The organism is Pseudomonas ulcerans (genome assembly GCF_036324125.1).
Taxonomy (GTDB): domain Bacteria; phylum Pseudomonadota; class Gammaproteobacteria; order Pseudomonadales; family Pseudomonadaceae; genus Aquipseudomonas; species Aquipseudomonas ulcerans.
Genome location: NZ_JAZDQN010000061.1, coordinates 14,790 through 30,735 on the forward strand (window position 1 = coordinate 14,790; position 15,946 = coordinate 30,735).

Annotated in this window: 14 protein-coding genes; all 14 read left to right on the plus strand. The window is 67.9% G+C overall.

Going from position 1 to position 15,946, the window contains the following annotated elements; genetic code table 11:
- Position 1: 1 nt before the first annotated feature.
- The 14 genes from V0R59_RS29585 to V0R59_RS29650 are packed head-to-tail and all read left to right on the plus strand — an operon-like array spanning position 2 to position 15,486.
- Positions 2-748 (plus strand): sugar transferase, encoded by a 747-nt coding sequence (locus tag V0R59_RS29585; RefSeq protein ID WP_330074114.1) that lies wholly within the window; start codon positions 2-4, stop codon positions 746-748.
- Between the two features lies 1 nt (position 749).
- The gene (locus V0R59_RS29590; RefSeq protein ID WP_330074115.1) at positions 750-1,397 is read left to right on the plus strand and encodes a CpsD/CapB family tyrosine-protein kinase; all 648 of its coding nucleotides are present in this window, start codon (positions 750-752) and stop codon (positions 1,395-1,397) included.
- 24 nt (positions 1,398-1,421) lie between these two features.
- Positions 1,422-2,447: a polysaccharide biosynthesis/export family protein gene (locus V0R59_RS29595; protein ID WP_330074116.1), complete on the plus strand. Its 1,026-nt coding sequence runs from the start codon at positions 1,422-1,424 to the stop codon at positions 2,445-2,447.
- Positions 2,448-2,465: 18 nt separating this feature from the next.
- On the plus strand, positions 2,466-4,031 hold the full coding sequence (locus V0R59_RS29600) for a GumC family protein (protein ID WP_330074117.1): 1,566 nt from the start codon (positions 2,466-2,468) through the stop codon (positions 4,029-4,031).
- Positions 3,992-5,113, plus strand: coding sequence for a glycosyltransferase family 4 protein (locus tag V0R59_RS29605; RefSeq protein ID WP_330074118.1), 1,122 nt, complete (start codon positions 3,992-3,994; stop codon positions 5,111-5,113). The genes V0R59_RS29600 and V0R59_RS29605 overlap by 40 nt, the downstream gene beginning before the upstream one ends.
- The gene (locus V0R59_RS29610) at positions 5,110-6,480 is read left to right on the plus strand and encodes an O-antigen ligase family protein (protein WP_330074119.1); all 1,371 of its coding nucleotides are present in this window, start codon (positions 5,110-5,112) and stop codon (positions 6,478-6,480) included. The genes V0R59_RS29605 and V0R59_RS29610 overlap by 4 nt, the downstream gene beginning before the upstream one ends.
- Positions 6,477-7,442 (plus strand): glycosyltransferase, encoded by a 966-nt coding sequence (locus V0R59_RS29615; RefSeq protein ID WP_330074120.1) that lies wholly within the window; start codon positions 6,477-6,479, stop codon positions 7,440-7,442. The genes V0R59_RS29610 and V0R59_RS29615 overlap by 4 nt, the downstream gene beginning before the upstream one ends.
- The gene (locus tag V0R59_RS29620; RefSeq protein ID WP_330074121.1) at positions 7,435-8,571 is read left to right on the plus strand and encodes a glycosyltransferase; all 1,137 of its coding nucleotides are present in this window, start codon (positions 7,435-7,437) and stop codon (positions 8,569-8,571) included. Before V0R59_RS29615 ends, V0R59_RS29620 begins: the two co-directional genes overlap by 8 nt.
- A gap of 10 nt (positions 8,572-8,581) precedes the next feature.
- A complete protein-coding gene (locus V0R59_RS29625; protein ID WP_330074122.1) occupies positions 8,582-9,583 on the plus strand; it encodes a polysaccharide deacetylase family protein in 1,002 nt (333 codons plus the stop codon).
- On the plus strand, positions 9,580-10,887 hold the full coding sequence (locus tag V0R59_RS29630; protein ID WP_330074123.1) for a lipopolysaccharide biosynthesis protein: 1,308 nt from the start codon (positions 9,580-9,582) through the stop codon (positions 10,885-10,887). The genes V0R59_RS29625 and V0R59_RS29630 overlap by 4 nt, the downstream gene beginning before the upstream one ends.
- Positions 10,884-12,803, plus strand: a complete 1,920-nt coding sequence (locus tag V0R59_RS29635; RefSeq protein ID WP_330074124.1) for a hypothetical protein — start codon at positions 10,884-10,886, stop codon at positions 12,801-12,803. Before V0R59_RS29630 ends, V0R59_RS29635 begins: the two co-directional genes overlap by 4 nt.
- 46 nt (positions 12,804-12,849) lie before the next feature.
- Positions 12,850-13,539 (plus strand): GNAT family N-acetyltransferase, encoded by a 690-nt coding sequence (locus V0R59_RS29640; protein ID WP_330074125.1) that lies wholly within the window; start codon positions 12,850-12,852, stop codon positions 13,537-13,539.
- 1 nt (position 13,540) lies between these two features.
- The gene (locus V0R59_RS29645) at positions 13,541-14,695 is read left to right on the plus strand and encodes a GNAT family N-acetyltransferase (protein WP_330074126.1); all 1,155 of its coding nucleotides are present in this window, start codon (positions 13,541-13,543) and stop codon (positions 14,693-14,695) included.
- The gene (locus tag V0R59_RS29650) at positions 14,677-15,486 is read left to right on the plus strand and encodes a carbohydrate deacetylase (protein WP_330074127.1); all 810 of its coding nucleotides are present in this window, start codon (positions 14,677-14,679) and stop codon (positions 15,484-15,486) included. The genes V0R59_RS29645 and V0R59_RS29650 overlap by 19 nt, the downstream gene beginning before the upstream one ends.
- Positions 15,487-15,946 lie beyond the last annotated feature (460 nt).

Consider the following 15,946-nt stretch of genomic DNA (forward strand, 5'->3'; position numbering starts at 1 on the left):
CATGACCGGACAACCCCAAGACGCCCAGGTACAGGCCCTGTACCAGGACAAGCGCATGGACCCCAAGCACCGCATGCGCATCGATTCGGCCGTGCACAAGCAGGGTCGCGGCTGGTTTACCGGGCGCCTCGGCGGCCGGCCCTGGACCCTGTCGCGGACCAATCGCTGCGTCGCCGCAACCGGTGCCGTGGTCCTGATCGTATTGCTCTCGCCGCTGCTGCTGGGGCTCGCCGCGCTGGTCAAGGCCAGTGGCCCGGGGCCGGTGTTCTTCGTGCAGCGGCGCACCGGTTACCGCGGACGCTGCTTCGGCATGTTCAAGTTCCGCACCATGGTCGCCAATGCCGAGGCGCTGAAGGAGTCCCTGCGCCACCTGAACAAGCACGGCGCCCAATCCATCGACTTCAAGATCGACGATGACCCGCGGGTAACCCGGATCGGCCGCTGGCTCCGCCGCAGCAGCCTCGACGAGCTACCCAACCTGTTCAACGTGGTGCGCGGCGAGATGCGCCTGGTGGGCCCCCGGCCAACCTCGTTCAACGCCTACCGCTACAAGGACAGCCACCTCGCGCGCCTGAGCATCTACCCCGGCATGACCGGTCTCTGGCAGATCTCCGGGCGCAGCGACATCGACTTCGACCAGCGGGTCGAGCTGGACCTCAGCTACATCGCCGAACAGAGCCTGAGCCTGGACCTGAAGATCCTGCTCAAGACTCCCTTCAAAGTCTTCAACGGCCACGGAGCAAGTTGAGATGGACGGTTCTACTTCGAGAAGCATGAGTATCGCGACCCCCAGCGAAAGCAACCTGACCTCCACCGTGCTCGACCAGGATCGACGCCTGCTGTTGCTCACCGCCGCCAACCGCGGCAGTGGCACCAGCACCAGCGCCCTGGCCGTGGCCAGCCAGCTGGCGCAGTTGAGCGGCGGGTCGGTATTGCTGGTCGACGCCAGCAACGACAGCAACAACCTCACCCAGCAGCTGAGCCTGAACAAGCTGCGCGGCTTCCACGACCTGCTGTTCGACGACGAGACCCCGCCACTGCTGCAGGACTGCATCGTGCGCCTCTCCGACCAAAGCTTCGACGTGCTGCCCGCCGGCGTGCACCGGCGCGGCAGCGAACGCCTCGACCCCGAGGTGCTGCGCACCCTGCTGCAACGCCTGGCCGGCGACTACCGCTTCGTGGTGATCGACGGCGAAGCGGTCTACTCCGGGGCCGACAGCCTGGTGATCGGCCCCCTGGTGGACGGCGTGATCCTGGTCATCAACGCCGAGGACACCCGCCGCGAGGTGGCCCAGGCCGCCAGCCAGCGCCTGGCCCAGGCCGGCGCGCTGCTGATCGGCAGCGTGTTCAACCGCCGCCGCTACTACATGCCCAAATGGCTCTACAACCACCTCTGAGCCGACCGTGCGAGGGACATCACGATGAAAATCAAGCTGATCGCTTTGTTCGCGTTGTTGCCGCTGGCGGCCTGCACCAGCAACCAGGAAATGCGCCAGATGCCGGTGCAGATCATGACCGCACCGCCGGCCAACGCCCAGGACACCGAGTTTTCCAGCAAGGAACAGGTGCTGCGGCCCGGTGACGTGCTGGATGTGATCTTCCACATCAGCACCAGTGGCTCCGACGCCTACCGCATCCAGTCCGGCGACACCGTCGGCCTCAACTTCCTCTCTGCCAGCTCGCTCAACGGCAACCAGCTGGTGCTGCCCGACGGCAGCATCGAACTGCCGGCGGCCAACACCTCGGTACGGGTGGCCGGCATGACCCCGGACCAGGCCCGCGCCGCGATCCAGCAGGCCTACCGCAACAAGAGCCTGTTCCAGCCCAACCGCGACCAGTTGACCGTGCAGGTGATCAGCCCGCTGACCAACGAGCAGAACCTGAAGAGCGCGCTGAACCACCCGGCCACCGGCATGAGCCGCGAGATCACGGTGAACAGCGACGGCCACGCCAACTTCCCGGAAGCCGGCTCCGTGGCCCTGCAGGGCATGACCGTGACCCAGTTGGAGAACTACCTGAACAAGCGCTACGCCGAGCTGCCCGGGCGCATGAGCGTGGACGTGATGCTCAAGTCCACCGCCGTGAACGAGATCTACGTGCTGGGTGAAGTCGGCCAGCCCGGCGCCTACCCGATTCGCCGTCCGGTCTCGGTCCTGGAAGCCCTGACCCTGGCCCGCGGGCCGAGCATCAAGGCGCGCCTGGACTCGGTGGTGATCATGCGGCGCAACGGCAACCAGGTGCAGGCCGTGCCCTACAACGTCGACCAGGCGCTGGACGCCAGCGCGGCGCAGGTGGCCTACCTGCAACCGGACGACATGCTCTACGTGCCCAAGACCAAGCTCGCCAGTGCCGGAGAACTGGCCCGGCAACTGGCCGACGTAGTGCTGTTCCAGGGCGTGGGTTTCAGCTTCGGCTACCGCGTCGACAACAAAGGCAGCAGCAACTGACCTCAGGGGTAATGCGACATGAATCCCAAAGAGAACTACCTGCATGAATTCTTCCGCATCTTCTTTGCCAACCGGCAACTGGTGAAGCGGATCTTCATCGCCTTCGCGGTCATCGCCCTGCTCCTGCCGCTGGTACTGCGGCAAAGCTTCGATATCGGTGCACAGGTCATCGTGCAGTCGAAGAAGCTGTCGCAGAGCGATACCAACACCGCCCTGGCCCAGGAAACCGACAAGTTCATCCCGCCCTCCCTGGCGGACATGGAGACGGAGAGCAATATCCTCCGCTCGCCGAGCCTGATCCGCCAGACCATCAGCCAGTTGCGCGCCGAGGGCAAGTATTCGAGCGAACCGGGCATGCTTGACCGTTGGCTGTTCGCTCCGCTGCACGCCCAGCTGATCGACCCGCTGCGCGAGGCCATGGGCCTGAAGGTGGCGTCCGCCGCCGACAGCCAGCTCGATGCCCTCACCGAACAGGCGGTGAAGGATCTGAAGGTCGACACCCTGCCGGGCTCCAACGTGATCTCGGTGAACTACAGCTTCGGCGACCCGGCCCAGGGCACCGCCTTCGTCGCCCGCCTGCTGGACAACTACCTGAAGAACCGCCAGGACCTGCAGTCCAACGAGCTGCCGGAGTCCTTCTACGAGCAGAAGAAACTCCAGTACCAGACCCGTCTCGACGACCTGGAAAGCAAGCGCCTGGGCTTGCTGGAAGCCAACGGCTCGTCCGATCCGAAGGAAGAGATCACCTTCCGCCTCAACGCCATCAACACCGAGGAACAGGCGCTCAACCTGTATAGCGACCGCCTGCTGCAAAGCCAGCGCTGGCTCGACTACCTGAAGTCGGCCCTGACCAGTGCCAGCGCGGCGAAGATGAACGACTACGCCTTCCCGTTCACCTTCACCACCACGGTGGACAACGTCGCCTTCGAGGACCGCGAGATCAAGCAACTGGGCGAGCAACTGACCACCCAGGTGTCGCGCTACGGCAATGACGTGGCGATCTTCCAGCCCAACAGCGAGCCGATGCAGTTGCAGCGCGACCAGATCAGCCGCACCCGCCAGCAGTTCCTCAAGGTGGTGTCGAACCGCATCAGCGAACGGGAAAAAGACCTGACGGTAGTCCAGGAAGTGATCGGCCAGAAGACCGCACGCATCGCCGAGCTCAAGGGTCGTATCCACCAGCTCCAGGAAACCCAGAGCAAGGCGCGCCAGCTCGACACCGAGATCGATGCGCTGCACAAGGCGTTCTTCACCTACACCCAGCGTTATGAAGAAAGCCGCGGCCAGGGCCAGCTGGACAACCTGTCCAACGCGCGCATCCTCAGCGCGCCGTACCAGCCCACCGAAGCGGCGTTCCCGCGGCCGGGCCTGATCGTGCCGTTCGGCATGCTTACCGGCCTGCTGTTCGCCATCGCCCTGGTCTATGTCCGCGAGTTCTTCGACCATCGCTTCAAGCATCCGGCCCAGATCGGCCACGAGCTGAACCTGCCGGTACTGCTGGTGATCAACGACCAGGCGCCGGAACTGCCGAACCCGCACAAGCAATGGTCGCTGCCACGCCTGTGGCACTGGGTGCGCAATTGAACGCCGCAGCCCCGCGCCAGCCGATCGTCCATCTGCTCAACAGCGGTGGATTCTACGGCGCCGAGCGCATGCTGCTGGACCACTGCCGGGCCACGCCCGGGCAGCATCGAGTGGTGTTTCTCGAAGCACCGGACGAGTTGCTGGCGCGCTTTCGCGACGCCGGGGTGGACTGCCAGCGCTGCACCGGGGTGACGGGGCTGCGCGCGGCACTGCGCGGCGGGCAGGGGGAGCGCCCGCTGCTCAACGCGCACAATTTCCGCGGCCTGCTGTTCGGCTGCCTGGCCGCCCTGCTCTGGGGCATGCCGCTGGTGTCGACCCAGCACGGCTTCACGCCGCGCAGCCACAAGCAGCGCCTGTACACCTGGCTGACCCTGCAACTGTGTCGTTCGCCGCTGGTGAACAAGGTGGTCTGCGTCGCCGAAAGCATCGCCCGCATCCTGCGTGACGCCGGCGTGTCCGGCAGCAAGATCCGGGTGATTCCCAACGGCCTGCCGGAGAATACCGAGACGCCGTCCCGCGCCACCGGCAACGGCCAGTGGCTGGCCGGCTACGTCGGTCGGCTGAGCAGCGAGAAAGGTCCCGACCTGTTTCTCGACGCCCTGATCCCGCTGTGCCAGCGCTTCCCGCAGTTGCACGCAGTGATGCTCGGCGACGGCCCGGAACTGCCGGCCCTGCGCGCGCGGATCGAGGCGGCCGGGCTGCTGGAGCGGATCCGCCTGCCGGGCTTCCAGCAGGACATGCGCGCCTGGATGGGCCGCCTGGACGCGCTGGTGATCAGCTCGCGCACCGAAGGCACGCCGATGATCCTGCTCGAAGCCATGCAGGACGGCGTGCCGGTGGTGGCCTTCGGCGTCGGCGGCATCCCCGATGTCATCGAGCACGGCCGCAGCGGCCTGCTGGCCCGACCGCTGGCAGTGGATGAACTGGCCGCGCAACTGGCTGCGCTGATCGACGACCCGGCCCAGGCCGAAGAGCTGATCGCCCAGGCCCGCCGCACCCAACGGGAACGCTACCACCTGCCCACCCTGGCCCAGCGCTGGGCCCAGGTCTACCTGGGCGCTGTCACGGAGGTCCGCGCATGATCCTGCCCCTGTCCCTCATCGGGCTGTTCGGCCTCGCCGCCGTGGCCCTGCTGGTCAGCCCCTGGCCGTACCTGGCGCCCGGCGCCGCGCTGGCCCTGGTCGGCATCCTCGCCCTGTGGCGACGGCCGACCTGGGGCCTGCTGGCCATTGCCGCCCTGGTGCCCTTCGAAGGCCTGTTCAAGGACAGCGACCTGTCCGCCAGCAAGCTGATCGGCGCCAGCCTGGCGCTGGTCCTGGTGCTGCAACTGGCCAGCGGCAAGCTCGACGGCCAGCGCCTGCGCAGCAACCTGTGGCCGCTGCTGCTGGCCTTCCTCGCCTGCTACGGCCTGAGTTTCTGGGCCAGCGAGAGCTGGCAGCAGTCGGCCCAGCACCTGCGCGAACTGCTGATCGGCCTGCTGGTGTTCGTCATGACCCTGCTGGTGGGCCGCGACATCAACCTGGCCGCGCTGGCCCGCCTGGTGTCCCTCAGTGTCGCCACCACCTGCGCCCTGGCCATCTATTCCAGCAAGTACCAGGACCAGGGCCGCGCCCAGGGCCTGCTCGACGACCCGAACATCTTCGCCCTGCTGATCGCCTTCGCCGTGCCCCTGGCCATCTGGCTGCTGCTCAACAGCCGCGGCCTGTGGCAGAAAGCGCTGTGGCTGGGTTGCGCCGCCCTGCTCCTGGCCGGCATGACCCGCACCGAATCGCGCTCCGGCCTGGTGGTGCTGCTGATCAGCCTGGGCATCGGCCTGTACCACTACCGCGTGCACCTGACCCGCATCCGCCCGCGCCACCTCGGCCTGCTGATGCTGGTGCTGGCCCTTGCGCTACCAGCAGCGGTGGCGGTGATGCCGGCCAGGTACCTTGAGCGGATCCAGTCCCTCAGCCTGCTGACGTCGGGTGTCAACGCCCACGAAGATGACTCCCTGGGCCGGCGGGCCTCGTACATCGTGGTCGGCAGCGCGATGATCCGCGAGAACCCGCTGCTCGGCTCCGGCCCCGGCACCTTTCCCCTGCACTACGCCAATACCGGCTATGCCAAGGCCTTCTCGGCCAACCGCAAGGTCACCGACCTGTACCGCCGCGCGCACAACACCTACCTGGAACTGTTCAGCGAGATCGGCATCCCCGGCGGCCTGCTGTTCGTCGGCCTGATCGGCCTGGCCCTGCGCAACTTCTGGATGGCTCGCCGCGCCTGGCTGCAACAGCATGACGTGGTCCATGCCGACCTGCTCACCCACCTGAGCATGAGCATGCTGTCGCTGGGGCTGTTCCTGATGTTCCTCAGCGCGCCCAACCACAAGTACCTGTGGATCATGCTGGCGTTGTCGGCAGTATTGCGCAGCCAGGCCGAAACCACGCGGCAACGGGCGGTGCAGCCATGAACCGGGTCGGCATCGTCATCCCGATGTTCAATGAACACCGGCATATCGGCCGGACCCTCACCGCGATCCGCCGCAGCGCCGACCAGGCCGGTACCGACTGTCAGGTAATCGTGGTCGACAACGGCTCCAGCGACGACAGTCCACGCATCGCCCGCGCCCTCGGTGCCGAGGTGCTGAACCTGCCCGGCCTGAGCATCGGCGCCCTGCGCAACCGTGGCGCGGCAGCCTGCGACTGCGAATGGCTGGCCTTTATCGATGCCGATATCGAAGTCCCGGAGAACTGGCTGAGCCGCCTGTTCGAGCTGCACGCCCAGGACCGCGCCGATGTCTTCGCCCTCGACTGCGACACCCCGCACCAGGCGCCCTGGTTCGCCATCGCCTGGCAGCGCCGCACCCTGCGCGCCGGCGACCTGCTGCAACGCCAGCAATGGCTGCCCAGCCCGAACCTGCTGATGCCACGCCGCTGGTTCGACGCTGTCGGCGGCTTCGATGAAAGCCTGCGCAGCGGCGAGGACAAGGACTTCACCCTGCGCCTGCACGAAGCCGGCGCGCGCCTGGCGGTACTGCGCGACCCGGTGGTGCTGCACTGGGGCTACGAAGGCAGCTGGAAGGAATGGCTGGGCAAGGAAATGTGGCGCCAGGGCAGCCACCTGCAACTGCTGCGCAACCATGGCGCAAGCCTGCGCCTGCTGCGCTTCCCGGCGCTGTCACTGGGCGCTTGGGTGCTGGATGCCATGGCTCTGTCGGCGCTGCTCGATGGTTTCCCCCACCTGAGCCTGCTGCTGGTGCTGATCGCCAGCCTGCCGGCCCTGGCCCTGAGCCTGCGGCAGAGCCTGAAGCACCGTGACCTGCGCCTGGTGATGCAGCTCTGGGGCCTGCACTTCATCCGCCTGCACCTGGCCGGCATGGCCTTCCTGATGAGCCTGTTCAACCTGACCACCCGGAGGCCTGCCCGTGGCTGAATTCATCTTCTGGCTGTGCCTGCTGCTACCGCTCTATGCCTGGCTGGGCTATCCGCTGCTGCTGACCCTGGTCGCGCCCTTGCGCCGCCAGCCGCTCGCAGGCCCTGCCCGCCCGCTGACGGTCAGCGTGGTGATCGCCGCGCACAACGAGCAGCGCCATATCGAACAGAAACTGCGCAGCGTGCTGCGCCAGGACTACGACGCCGCCAGCCTGCAGGTCATCGTCGCCAGCGACGGTTCCAGCGACCGCACCGTGGCCTGCGCGCTGAGCGTGATCGACCCGCGCATCGAGGTGCTCGACCTGCCGCGGATCGGCAAGGGCGCCGCGCTCAACCGCGCGGTGGAGCAATGCCATGGCGAAATCCTGGTGTTCACCGATGCCGACAACCAGTGGGCCGACGACACCCTGCGCCACCTGCTGCAGCCCCTGGCCGTTCCCGGGGTCGGCGGCTGCGCCGGGCAGATGATCATCCCCCGTCCCGGCAAGGGCCTGAGCCTGGGCGACAGCCTGTACCGCCACTACGAGGGCTGGGTACGCCGGGTGGAGAACCGCAACGGCTGCATGGTGTCCGCCGACGGCGCCCTGCTGGCCCTGCGCCGCGAGCTGTTCCAGGCGATTCCGGAACAGGTCAACGACGATTTCTTCATCAGCACCTGCGCGCCAGCGGCCGGCCAGCGCATCGTCTATGTGCCCGAGGCGCTGGTACTGGATTGCGGCGTCGACGAGGCCGACAAGCAGTTCCGCCGCCGCCAGCGGGTCACCGTCGGCGGCCTGCGCAGCCTGGCCGCACGCAGCGAATTGCTCGATCCACGCCGCCATGGCCTCTACGCCATCGCCCTGATCAGCCACAAGCTGCTGCGCCGCCTGGCCCCGCTGCTGCTCCTGCCCCTGCTGCTGAGCAACCTGTGCCTGCTGGACGGTTCGGCCTTCTACCTGTGGACCTGCACCCTGCAACTGCTGGGCTACGCCATCGCCCTGGCCGGCCTGCTGGACAGCAAGCACCGCCTGCCCAGGCCGTTCCGGCTGGCGGCCTATGTGCTGGTGACCCTGGCGGGAATGAGCGTCGGCCTGTGGCAGTTCCTGCGCGGCCACAGCTACCGGCAGTGGAATCCCGAGCAGAATCGCTGAGGCCAGGACCATGCCGATCAAGACCTCCATCAAGCGCGCCCGAGGCTGGGTCTACCTGAACTCCCCGGCAGGGCGTCGCCAGCTGCGTGGCGCCGGGCTGATCCTGATGCTGCACCGGGTGCTGCCGGACGATCGTGCCGCCGCCCTGCCACACCGCAACGAACTGTGCGTCGGCCCGCAGGCCTTCGAGCGCCTGCTGCGCTGGCTGCGCCAGCACTTCGACTGCCTGCCGCTGCTGGACCTGCTGCAAGGCCAGGGCAGCGGCAAGCGGCCACGGGTGGCACTGACCTTCGACGACGGCTGGCGCGACAACGCCCTGCACGCCTTCCCGCTGCTGCAGCGCTACGAGATGCCGGCGAGCATCTTCCTCTCCACCGACTTCATCGGCAGCCGCCAGCGCTTCTGGTGGGAAAGCCTCGGCGAAACCCTGTGGGGCAGCCACGGCGAGCCGGCGCGGCACCAGATGATCGAGAAACTGCGCCGGGTCGGCCGGCCGCTGCCCGCAGCCTACTTCATGCACGACGCGCCACAGGCCCGCAGCCTGGCCCTGGCGCACTACCTGCAAAGCCTCAAGAGCCTCGCCCCCGCCGCCCTGCACCTGCTCACCGACGCCTGCCCGGCGGAGTCCCTGCCCCAGGCCCTGGACTGGCAGCAGGTGCGCCAGCTGGAAGATTCCGGGCTGATCGCCTTCGGTCCCCACGGCGCCAGCCACGCCCTGCTTCCGGGCCTCGACGACCACCGCCTGGAAGACGAGATCAGCCGCAGCCACAGTGCCCTGGCGCAGGGTTGCCGCAACCCGTTGCCGGTGTACTGCTACCCCAACGGCGACCATGACCTGCGGGTCCGCCAGCGGCTTGCCGCGCACCGCTACCCCTGGGCCCTGAGCACCCGCGCCGGGCTCTGCCAGAGCAGCGACGACCCCCTGGCCCTGCCGCGCATCGGCGTCAGCCAGCGCAATGCCAGCCGGCCCTCGCTGCTGGCCTGGCGCATCAGCCGTGGAGGCAACCCATGAGCCGCGGACACTACCTGCGCCACCTGGCCCTGAGCATGGGCACCAAGCTGGCGATGATCGCCCTGCGCCTGCTGCGCAACGTGCTCCTGGCCCGTCTGCTCGGTCCCAGCGAGCGCGGCCTGTTCGCCCTGCTCAGCAGCCTGCCGGACCTGATCGCCGCCGCTACCAGCGGCGGCCTCAACAGCGCCATCGGCTACCAGGCGGCGCAACAGCGCAACCTCGGCCTGCTGCTGACCCAGGTGCTGGTGTACGGCTGCCTGCTGGCCGCTCTGCTGACCCTGGCCTGCCTCGCCGTGCTGCAAGGCTTCGGCATCCAGCTGGAAGTCACCGAGCAGCTTGGCCTGCTGGCCTGGCTGCTGTTGCTGGCGGTGCCGCTCAGCGTGCTGAAAAGCGGCCTGCTGACCCTGCACAACGCCACCGGCGCGGTCGGCGCGTTCAATGCCCTGCGCCTGAGCGAGTCGCTGGTGCCGCTGCTGCTGTTCCTGGCCTTCTACCTGCTCTGGCCGCAAGCGGCACTGCCCGCCGCCCTGGCCAGCTGGTTGCTGGGCCTGGGCCTGGTGGTGGTGCTCGGCCTGTTGTGGCTGCGCCGCGGCCGGCAACTGCGCCTGTGCTGGGACCGCAGCGGCCAGCGCGAGCTGCTGGCCTATAGCGCCAAGAGCCACCCCGACCTGTTGTTCCAGCAGGTGATCCTGCGCTCCGACTACCTGTTCATCGGCGCCTTGCTCGGCAGCACTGCCCTCGGTCACTACGCCATGGCCACCGCCGCTGCGGAGCTGTTGCTGATCGTGCCCGAGGCAGTGACCACACCGCTGATGAAACGCCTGCTGCAGCAGGACGAAGGCATGGCGCATATCACCCCGCTGGCGCTGCGCCTGACTGCCACTGTGATGCTGGGTGCCTGCCTGGGCATGGCGCTGATCGGCGAATGGCTGATCGTCACCCTGTTCGGCGTCGCCTACCAGCCCGCCTACCCGGCCCTGCTGGCGCTGCTGCCGGGGCTGTTCGGCCTGTGCTACGCGAGCATCCTGCGCCTCGACCTGCTGGGCAAGAACCGTCCCGGCAGCGTGTCGCTGATGATGGGCGTGGGCGCGGCGCTGAACCTGCTGCTCAATGTCCTGCTGATCCCCCGCCATGGCATCGTCGGCGCGGCGCTGGCCTCGTCCATCGCCTACCTGGTGGTGACCCTGGCCATGCTGGTGCTGTACTGCCGGCTCAGCGGCGTAGCCTGGTGGCGCACCCTGATCGTCCTGCCCGCCGACCTGCTGCCGTTGCGCCGCATGCTGCCCGGGAGGGTCGCCGGATGAAGGCCCTGCTGCCGGCCCTCCTGCTGCTCAGCGGCCTGGCTGGCGCGGCCGAACAGCGCTGGCCGGATATCCGCGACGGCGCCCTGTACCTGACCCCGGTGCGCAGCGACACCCTGCGCCTGGACTGGACCGGTGCCTGGCAGGCGCAGGCCAACCCGGAGCAGGTGTTCCTCCTGGACGGCCAGGGCCGGCTCGCTGCGCACCGGGATATCGCCGCCCGGGAAGTCCGCGGCCAGCAGCAATGGCCGCTATCCAGCGGGCATGGCAGCTATCGCCTGGAGATCCCTGGCTACAGCTTCCGCCGCTACCGCCCGGCCTTCGACGACAGCACCCAGGCGCAATTCGCCCCGGCGCGGGTACATTTCAGCCTGCAGGTGGAGGCCGAAACTACCTTGTATTTCCGCGTGGCTGCAGGGGAAGAAGCCGTGCTGGCCGGCAAGTACCATGGCGGCGTCAGCGGCCTGAACGCGGTGCGCCTGGAAGACGGCAAGACGCTGAGCCTGTCCCTGGTGCAGCAACCGGCCTACTGGCAATACCAGCAAGTGACGCTGCCCGTCAGCGCCAAAACGCAGATCTGGCGCCTGGCGTTGCAAGGTCGCGGCAAGGCGGCGTTCTGGCTCGACGGTACGGCCAACCTGTTCGCCCGCCGTGTCGAAGACCTGCAACCGCTGCGCGAGCAACCCGGCCAGGTCGACCTGCGCCTGGGTGCCCGGCACCTGGGTCCGACCGCGAAACTGGGCTTGAACCTGCCCTATCTGCTGCCGCCCGCCGCCAGCCATTCGGTACTGGATGCCCTGCGGCCGCAGGCGGCGGGGTTCTACAGCTTCGTCGATGTGCTCGCGCGGCAGCCCGAATACGAAAATGCCTTCCGTCGCCTGTACCGGCAACGCTTCGGCATCAACGACGACATCACCCTGCTCGCCGCCACCGGCCGCCGCGCCGACCTCAGCGACGACAGCACCAGCCGCCGGGGCCTGGATGCCTGGCTGGCCGCCAGCGTGGCCCTGGGCGGCGCGGGCCGGCACTACGTTGCCTTCGCCGACGAGCCGAATCTCAACTACGCCAGCTACGACGACTTCCGCGCCTTCTTCGCCCAGCGCCTGCAGCAGGTCGAGGACTATGCCGGCGCCCGCGAGGCCGGCGTGCGCATCGCCCTGCCGGCCAGCTCGCGGCTGGTCAACGGCCCGCTGGCCGAACACAGCAGCGAGCGCCGTGGCCTGGACTGGGCGAAACGCCTGCTGGACGAATTCGGCCCGCGTGTCGACGCCCTGGCCTGGCACGAATGGATGGTCCGCGACCTGCTGGCCACCCGGGTCTACCGCGACCAGGTGCGCCAGGCCGCCGCCCTGGTGGGCCTGAACGACCGTGGCCGGCCACGCAAGGCGCTGCTGCTGGACCAGACCAACCTGTCCAGCGGCTCCACCCTCAGCCTGTATGAACAGAACGGCTTCGACGGCGCCCTGTGGTGGACGTCGGTGGCGATCAACGCCAGCGCCGACGGCCTGCTGGACATGCTCAACTGGTTCCAGGCCGCCGACGAGCCGGAGTATCCCAAGGGCATGCTGCAAGTGCTCGGCCCACGGGAGTTCGTGCTCAAGCCGGTGGGCCTGGCCCAGCAGTTCATCCAGCAGCACTGGCTGGACGAAGTCGTGCAACTGGACAACGACGCCTTCGAAGTCGACGCCCTGGCCATGGCCCGCGGCCCGCGGCGCAGCCTGCTGGGCGTGAACAAGAGCGAACGCCGCCAGCAGGTGCGTTTCGCTGCCGCTGCCGGGCAATGCCCGGCCCGATCCGAATTGACCTTCTTCGGAGCCGATCTGCAGCCACGCAAGGCCGACCTGGCCTGTCGCGGCGGGCAGTTCGGCTTCGAGTTGCCGGGACGAACCCTGTTCGCCCTGAGCTGGAGCGCGTCGTGAGCGCGACGCGCCGGACCACCCGCCTTGCCCGATCCAGGAGGCAATCATGCGTGTACTGAACCAGCTGCAAAACCACCTTCGGCACAAAGGACTGCGCTCGACCCTCAACACGGCCTTTCGGCACTACGTGTTCTATCACTGGGAGCTGCTCTGGATGGAGCGCGACCTGGTCAGCCCCGTGCCCCCGCACAACCTCAAGCCCAGCCCGCCGACCCACAGCGAACTGACCACCTTGCACAACGTGCATGCCTTCGCCCGCTACTTCGGCGATCGCATCGAGACCATGCGCGAGATGGTCCGCGAAGGTCACACCGGGATCATCCACCGCGACCCCGAAGGCCATGTCGTCGCGTTCATCTGGGGCTGCCCCAAGGACTACCACGACCATCATTTCTATGGCTGCTGGTTCCCGGTCAAGCGCGGCGAGTTCTTCGAGTTCGGCGGTGAGCTGACCCGCGCCTACTGGGGCACCACGCTGTCGGTGGACCTGCAGCTGAACCTGTGGAAGGCCATGCACGCCCAGGGTTGCGACAAGGTGGTGGACGTCTGCGAGAGCCACAATATCCCGGCGCTGAAACTGCACCTGCGCATGGGCTATGCCGAGCAGGGCCGGATCACCCATGTGTACTGCCTGTTCGGGCGCTGGAAGTTCTACCGCCAGAGTCGCTACGAGGGCTCGCGCCTGGCTGCGCTGCGCAAGCCGGCGGTGGCGCCGACGCCGGTGGGGGCTGCCTGAGATGGGGCTGCGCCTGAGCTGGTTGACCTCGCTGTCGACCCCCGCCTTTCCCGTGAGCGACTACGAAGCGCTGTGCCAGCGCCTGCCGCAGAGCACGCCGTTCAATGGCCTGGCCTGGCTGCAGGCCGCAGAAGCGGCCTTGCGACCGGGGCAAAGCCTGCACGTGCTGCTCGGCCATGACGGCGAGCGCCTGTGCCTGTGCCTGCCGCTGCTGCGCATGCCGCTGAAGGCCGGGCTGCCGGGCTTCGTCGTGCTGCGTCACCTCGGCTGGCCGTTGAGCGACCGGGTCGGTCTGCTCATCGACCTGGCCGAGCACGACGCGCCGCAGGTGCTGCGCGAGATCCGCCGGCATCTGCCCCACGCCCTGCTGCAACTCAACGAAGTCACCGCCGGCGAGCCCTGGCTGCGGCATTGGGGCTGGCGCAGTTCGACCCACGAATGCCGCCGCGCCTGCAACGTACCGGTGCACTGGCTGAGCAGCGCGGATCGCCAGGAAGTCAGCGGCGACCCGCGCTACAAGCTGCGCCGCGCCCGCAAGCGCATCGCTGCCTGTGGCGCCCGGGTGTGTCGGGTGGTGCCGGATGCCAACAATGTCGCTGACTGGTTGCAGCGCATTGCCGCGGTGGAAGATGCCAGCTGGAAAGGCGACGACGGTGTCGGCATCTTCAGCACGTTGCAGTCGCGGGCCTGGATGTTCCAGGCCCTGGCCGGCCTCGCGGCCGAGAATCGCCTGCGCCTGGTAGTACTGGAGCTGGACGGTGAATGCATCAGCTATCGCCTCGGCCTGCTGGAACGGGGCCGGCTCTACGACTACAACCTGGCGTTCCTGCCGGCCCATGCCGAGCTGGGCAGCGGCCGGGTGCTGCTGCAGGAATGGATCGACTGGGGGCTGGACGACGGCTGGCAGTGGATCGACGCCTCGCGGGTCAGCCTGGAGAACTCCAGTCATCAGTTGCACGAACGCATGACCGGCCAGGTCGAGCATCTGCGCCATAGTTTCTACAGCTGGCGCCTGTCCGGCCTGTGCCTCGGCCTGGCCCTGCGCCTGTGGCGGCGCGTGCGGCCCTGGCTGCCGCCCGCCAAGGTTCCGGCCCCGGTCCGGGTCGCCCCTCGTCCCTCTGTCGCAGGAGCCGCGCAATGTCCCTCCAGGTCATAGTCAACGCCGATGATTTCGGCCTCAACGAGCCCACCAACGCGGTGATCCTGCGCGCCTTCCAGAGCGGCGTGATCAGCTCCGCCACGGCCATGGCCAACATGCCGGCGTTCCGCAACGCCTGCGCCCTGGCCCGGCAGCAGCCGCTGCTGCGCGGGCGGATCGGGCTGCATTTCAACCTCAGCCATGGTCGGCCGTTGAGCGAGGCGATCCTGGAAGAGCCGGCGTTGTGCAACGAAGCGGGCGAGTTCGACTTCAGCCTGTCGCGCAAATGCCTGTGGCTGAGCCGGCGCACACGGCAGGCGGTGGAGCTGGAACTCGCTGCGCAGTGGCAGCACTGCCTGGGCCTGGGCTTGCTGCCCAGCCACCTGGATTCGCACCAGCACGTGCACAATGTCTGGCCCATCGGCGAGATCGTCGCCCGCTTTGCCGCCCGCGAGGGAGTGCCGGTGCGCCTGGCGCGCAACCTGGGACGCAATATCGGCGCGGGCAAGCGGGCGTTCAAGGCCTTGCTCAACCGGCGCCTGCGCCAGTTGGCCGGGGGTTGCGCGGATCACGTGTGCACCCCGGTGGACCTGCGCGACGGGCTGACTCCACAGACCGGGGTGCTGGAGGTGGTGGTGCATCCCAGTGCGCTGGGGTGTGCGGATTTTGGCGATGCCTACCTGGAAAGCGGGGAGTCCCTGATGGAACTGCTGGAACAGCGCCTGCCGGGGTTGCAGCGGGTCGGCTATGGCGCTTTGGCCGGGCGGAGGCTGTCGCGGGCAACGCCCGCTCCCGATGGTCCGCGGTGAGCGTGGGGACCTACACATCGTTTGCTCTGTGGTGCTAGTGCTGGTGCTGGTGCTGCGAGCTTATCCGGTCGTGGCGGCGACTGCGCCGGCCCCTTCCGCCTTTACGGCGGCTTACTTTTTTCTTGGAAAAAGTAAGCAAAACCGCTCGCTCCCACATCAGGCCCTACGCTTCGCTCCGGGTCCCCTCCCTCCGGCGCCTTTCGCGGCCATCGCGGCCTACGACTTGCTTCGCAAGTCTTCATCTCGCGTCTTCGGCTAACGCCGAAGGGTGCTGCGCACCTGGCCGCTACAGGCACCTCCACTCGGCCTGACGAGGTCGCACTTCGTGGCGTCTGAACTGGCGCGCAAGAAGAGCAAAAGCACGAGAAAGAGCAAGAGCAAAGGCTCTGACTGGCAACGCCGGCTTTGTTGTCGAAGATGCGTCAATGCAGGCGCCGCCCGTAACTCGCGACGTCAGGAG

What these genes read in the sequence shown, in the direction of transcription:
- V0R59_RS29585 (WP_330074114.1), top strand. Translation starts at nt 2, where the DNA reads ATGACCGGACAACCCCAAGACGCCCAGGTACAGGCCCTGTACCAGGAC.
- V0R59_RS29590 (WP_330074115.1), top strand. Translation starts at nt 750, where the DNA reads ATGGACGGTTCTACTTCGAGAAGCATGAGTATCGCGACCCCCAGCGAA.
- V0R59_RS29595 (WP_330074116.1), top strand. Translation starts at nt 1,422, where the DNA reads ATGAAAATCAAGCTGATCGCTTTGTTCGCGTTGTTGCCGCTGGCGGCC.
- V0R59_RS29600 (WP_330074117.1), top strand. Translation starts at nt 2,466, where the DNA reads ATGAATCCCAAAGAGAACTACCTGCATGAATTCTTCCGCATCTTCTTT.
- V0R59_RS29605 (WP_330074118.1), top strand. Translation starts at nt 3,992, where the DNA reads ATGGTCGCTGCCACGCCTGTGGCACTGGGTGCGCAATTGAACGCCGCA.
- V0R59_RS29610 (WP_330074119.1), top strand. Translation starts at nt 5,110, where the DNA reads ATGATCCTGCCCCTGTCCCTCATCGGGCTGTTCGGCCTCGCCGCCGTG.
- V0R59_RS29615 (WP_330074120.1), top strand. Translation starts at nt 6,477, where the DNA reads ATGAACCGGGTCGGCATCGTCATCCCGATGTTCAATGAACACCGGCAT.
- V0R59_RS29625 (WP_330074122.1), top strand. Translation starts at nt 8,582, where the DNA reads ATGCCGATCAAGACCTCCATCAAGCGCGCCCGAGGCTGGGTCTACCTG.
- V0R59_RS29630 (WP_330074123.1), top strand. Translation starts at nt 9,580, where the DNA reads ATGAGCCGCGGACACTACCTGCGCCACCTGGCCCTGAGCATGGGCACC.
- V0R59_RS29635 (WP_330074124.1), top strand. Translation starts at nt 10,884, where the DNA reads ATGAAGGCCCTGCTGCCGGCCCTCCTGCTGCTCAGCGGCCTGGCTGGC.
- V0R59_RS29640 (WP_330074125.1), top strand. Translation starts at nt 12,850, where the DNA reads ATGCGTGTACTGAACCAGCTGCAAAACCACCTTCGGCACAAAGGACTG.
- V0R59_RS29645 (WP_330074126.1), top strand. Translation starts at nt 13,541, where the DNA reads ATGGGGCTGCGCCTGAGCTGGTTGACCTCGCTGTCGACCCCCGCCTTT.
- V0R59_RS29650 (WP_330074127.1), top strand. Translation starts at nt 14,677, where the DNA reads ATGTCCCTCCAGGTCATAGTCAACGCCGATGATTTCGGCCTCAACGAG.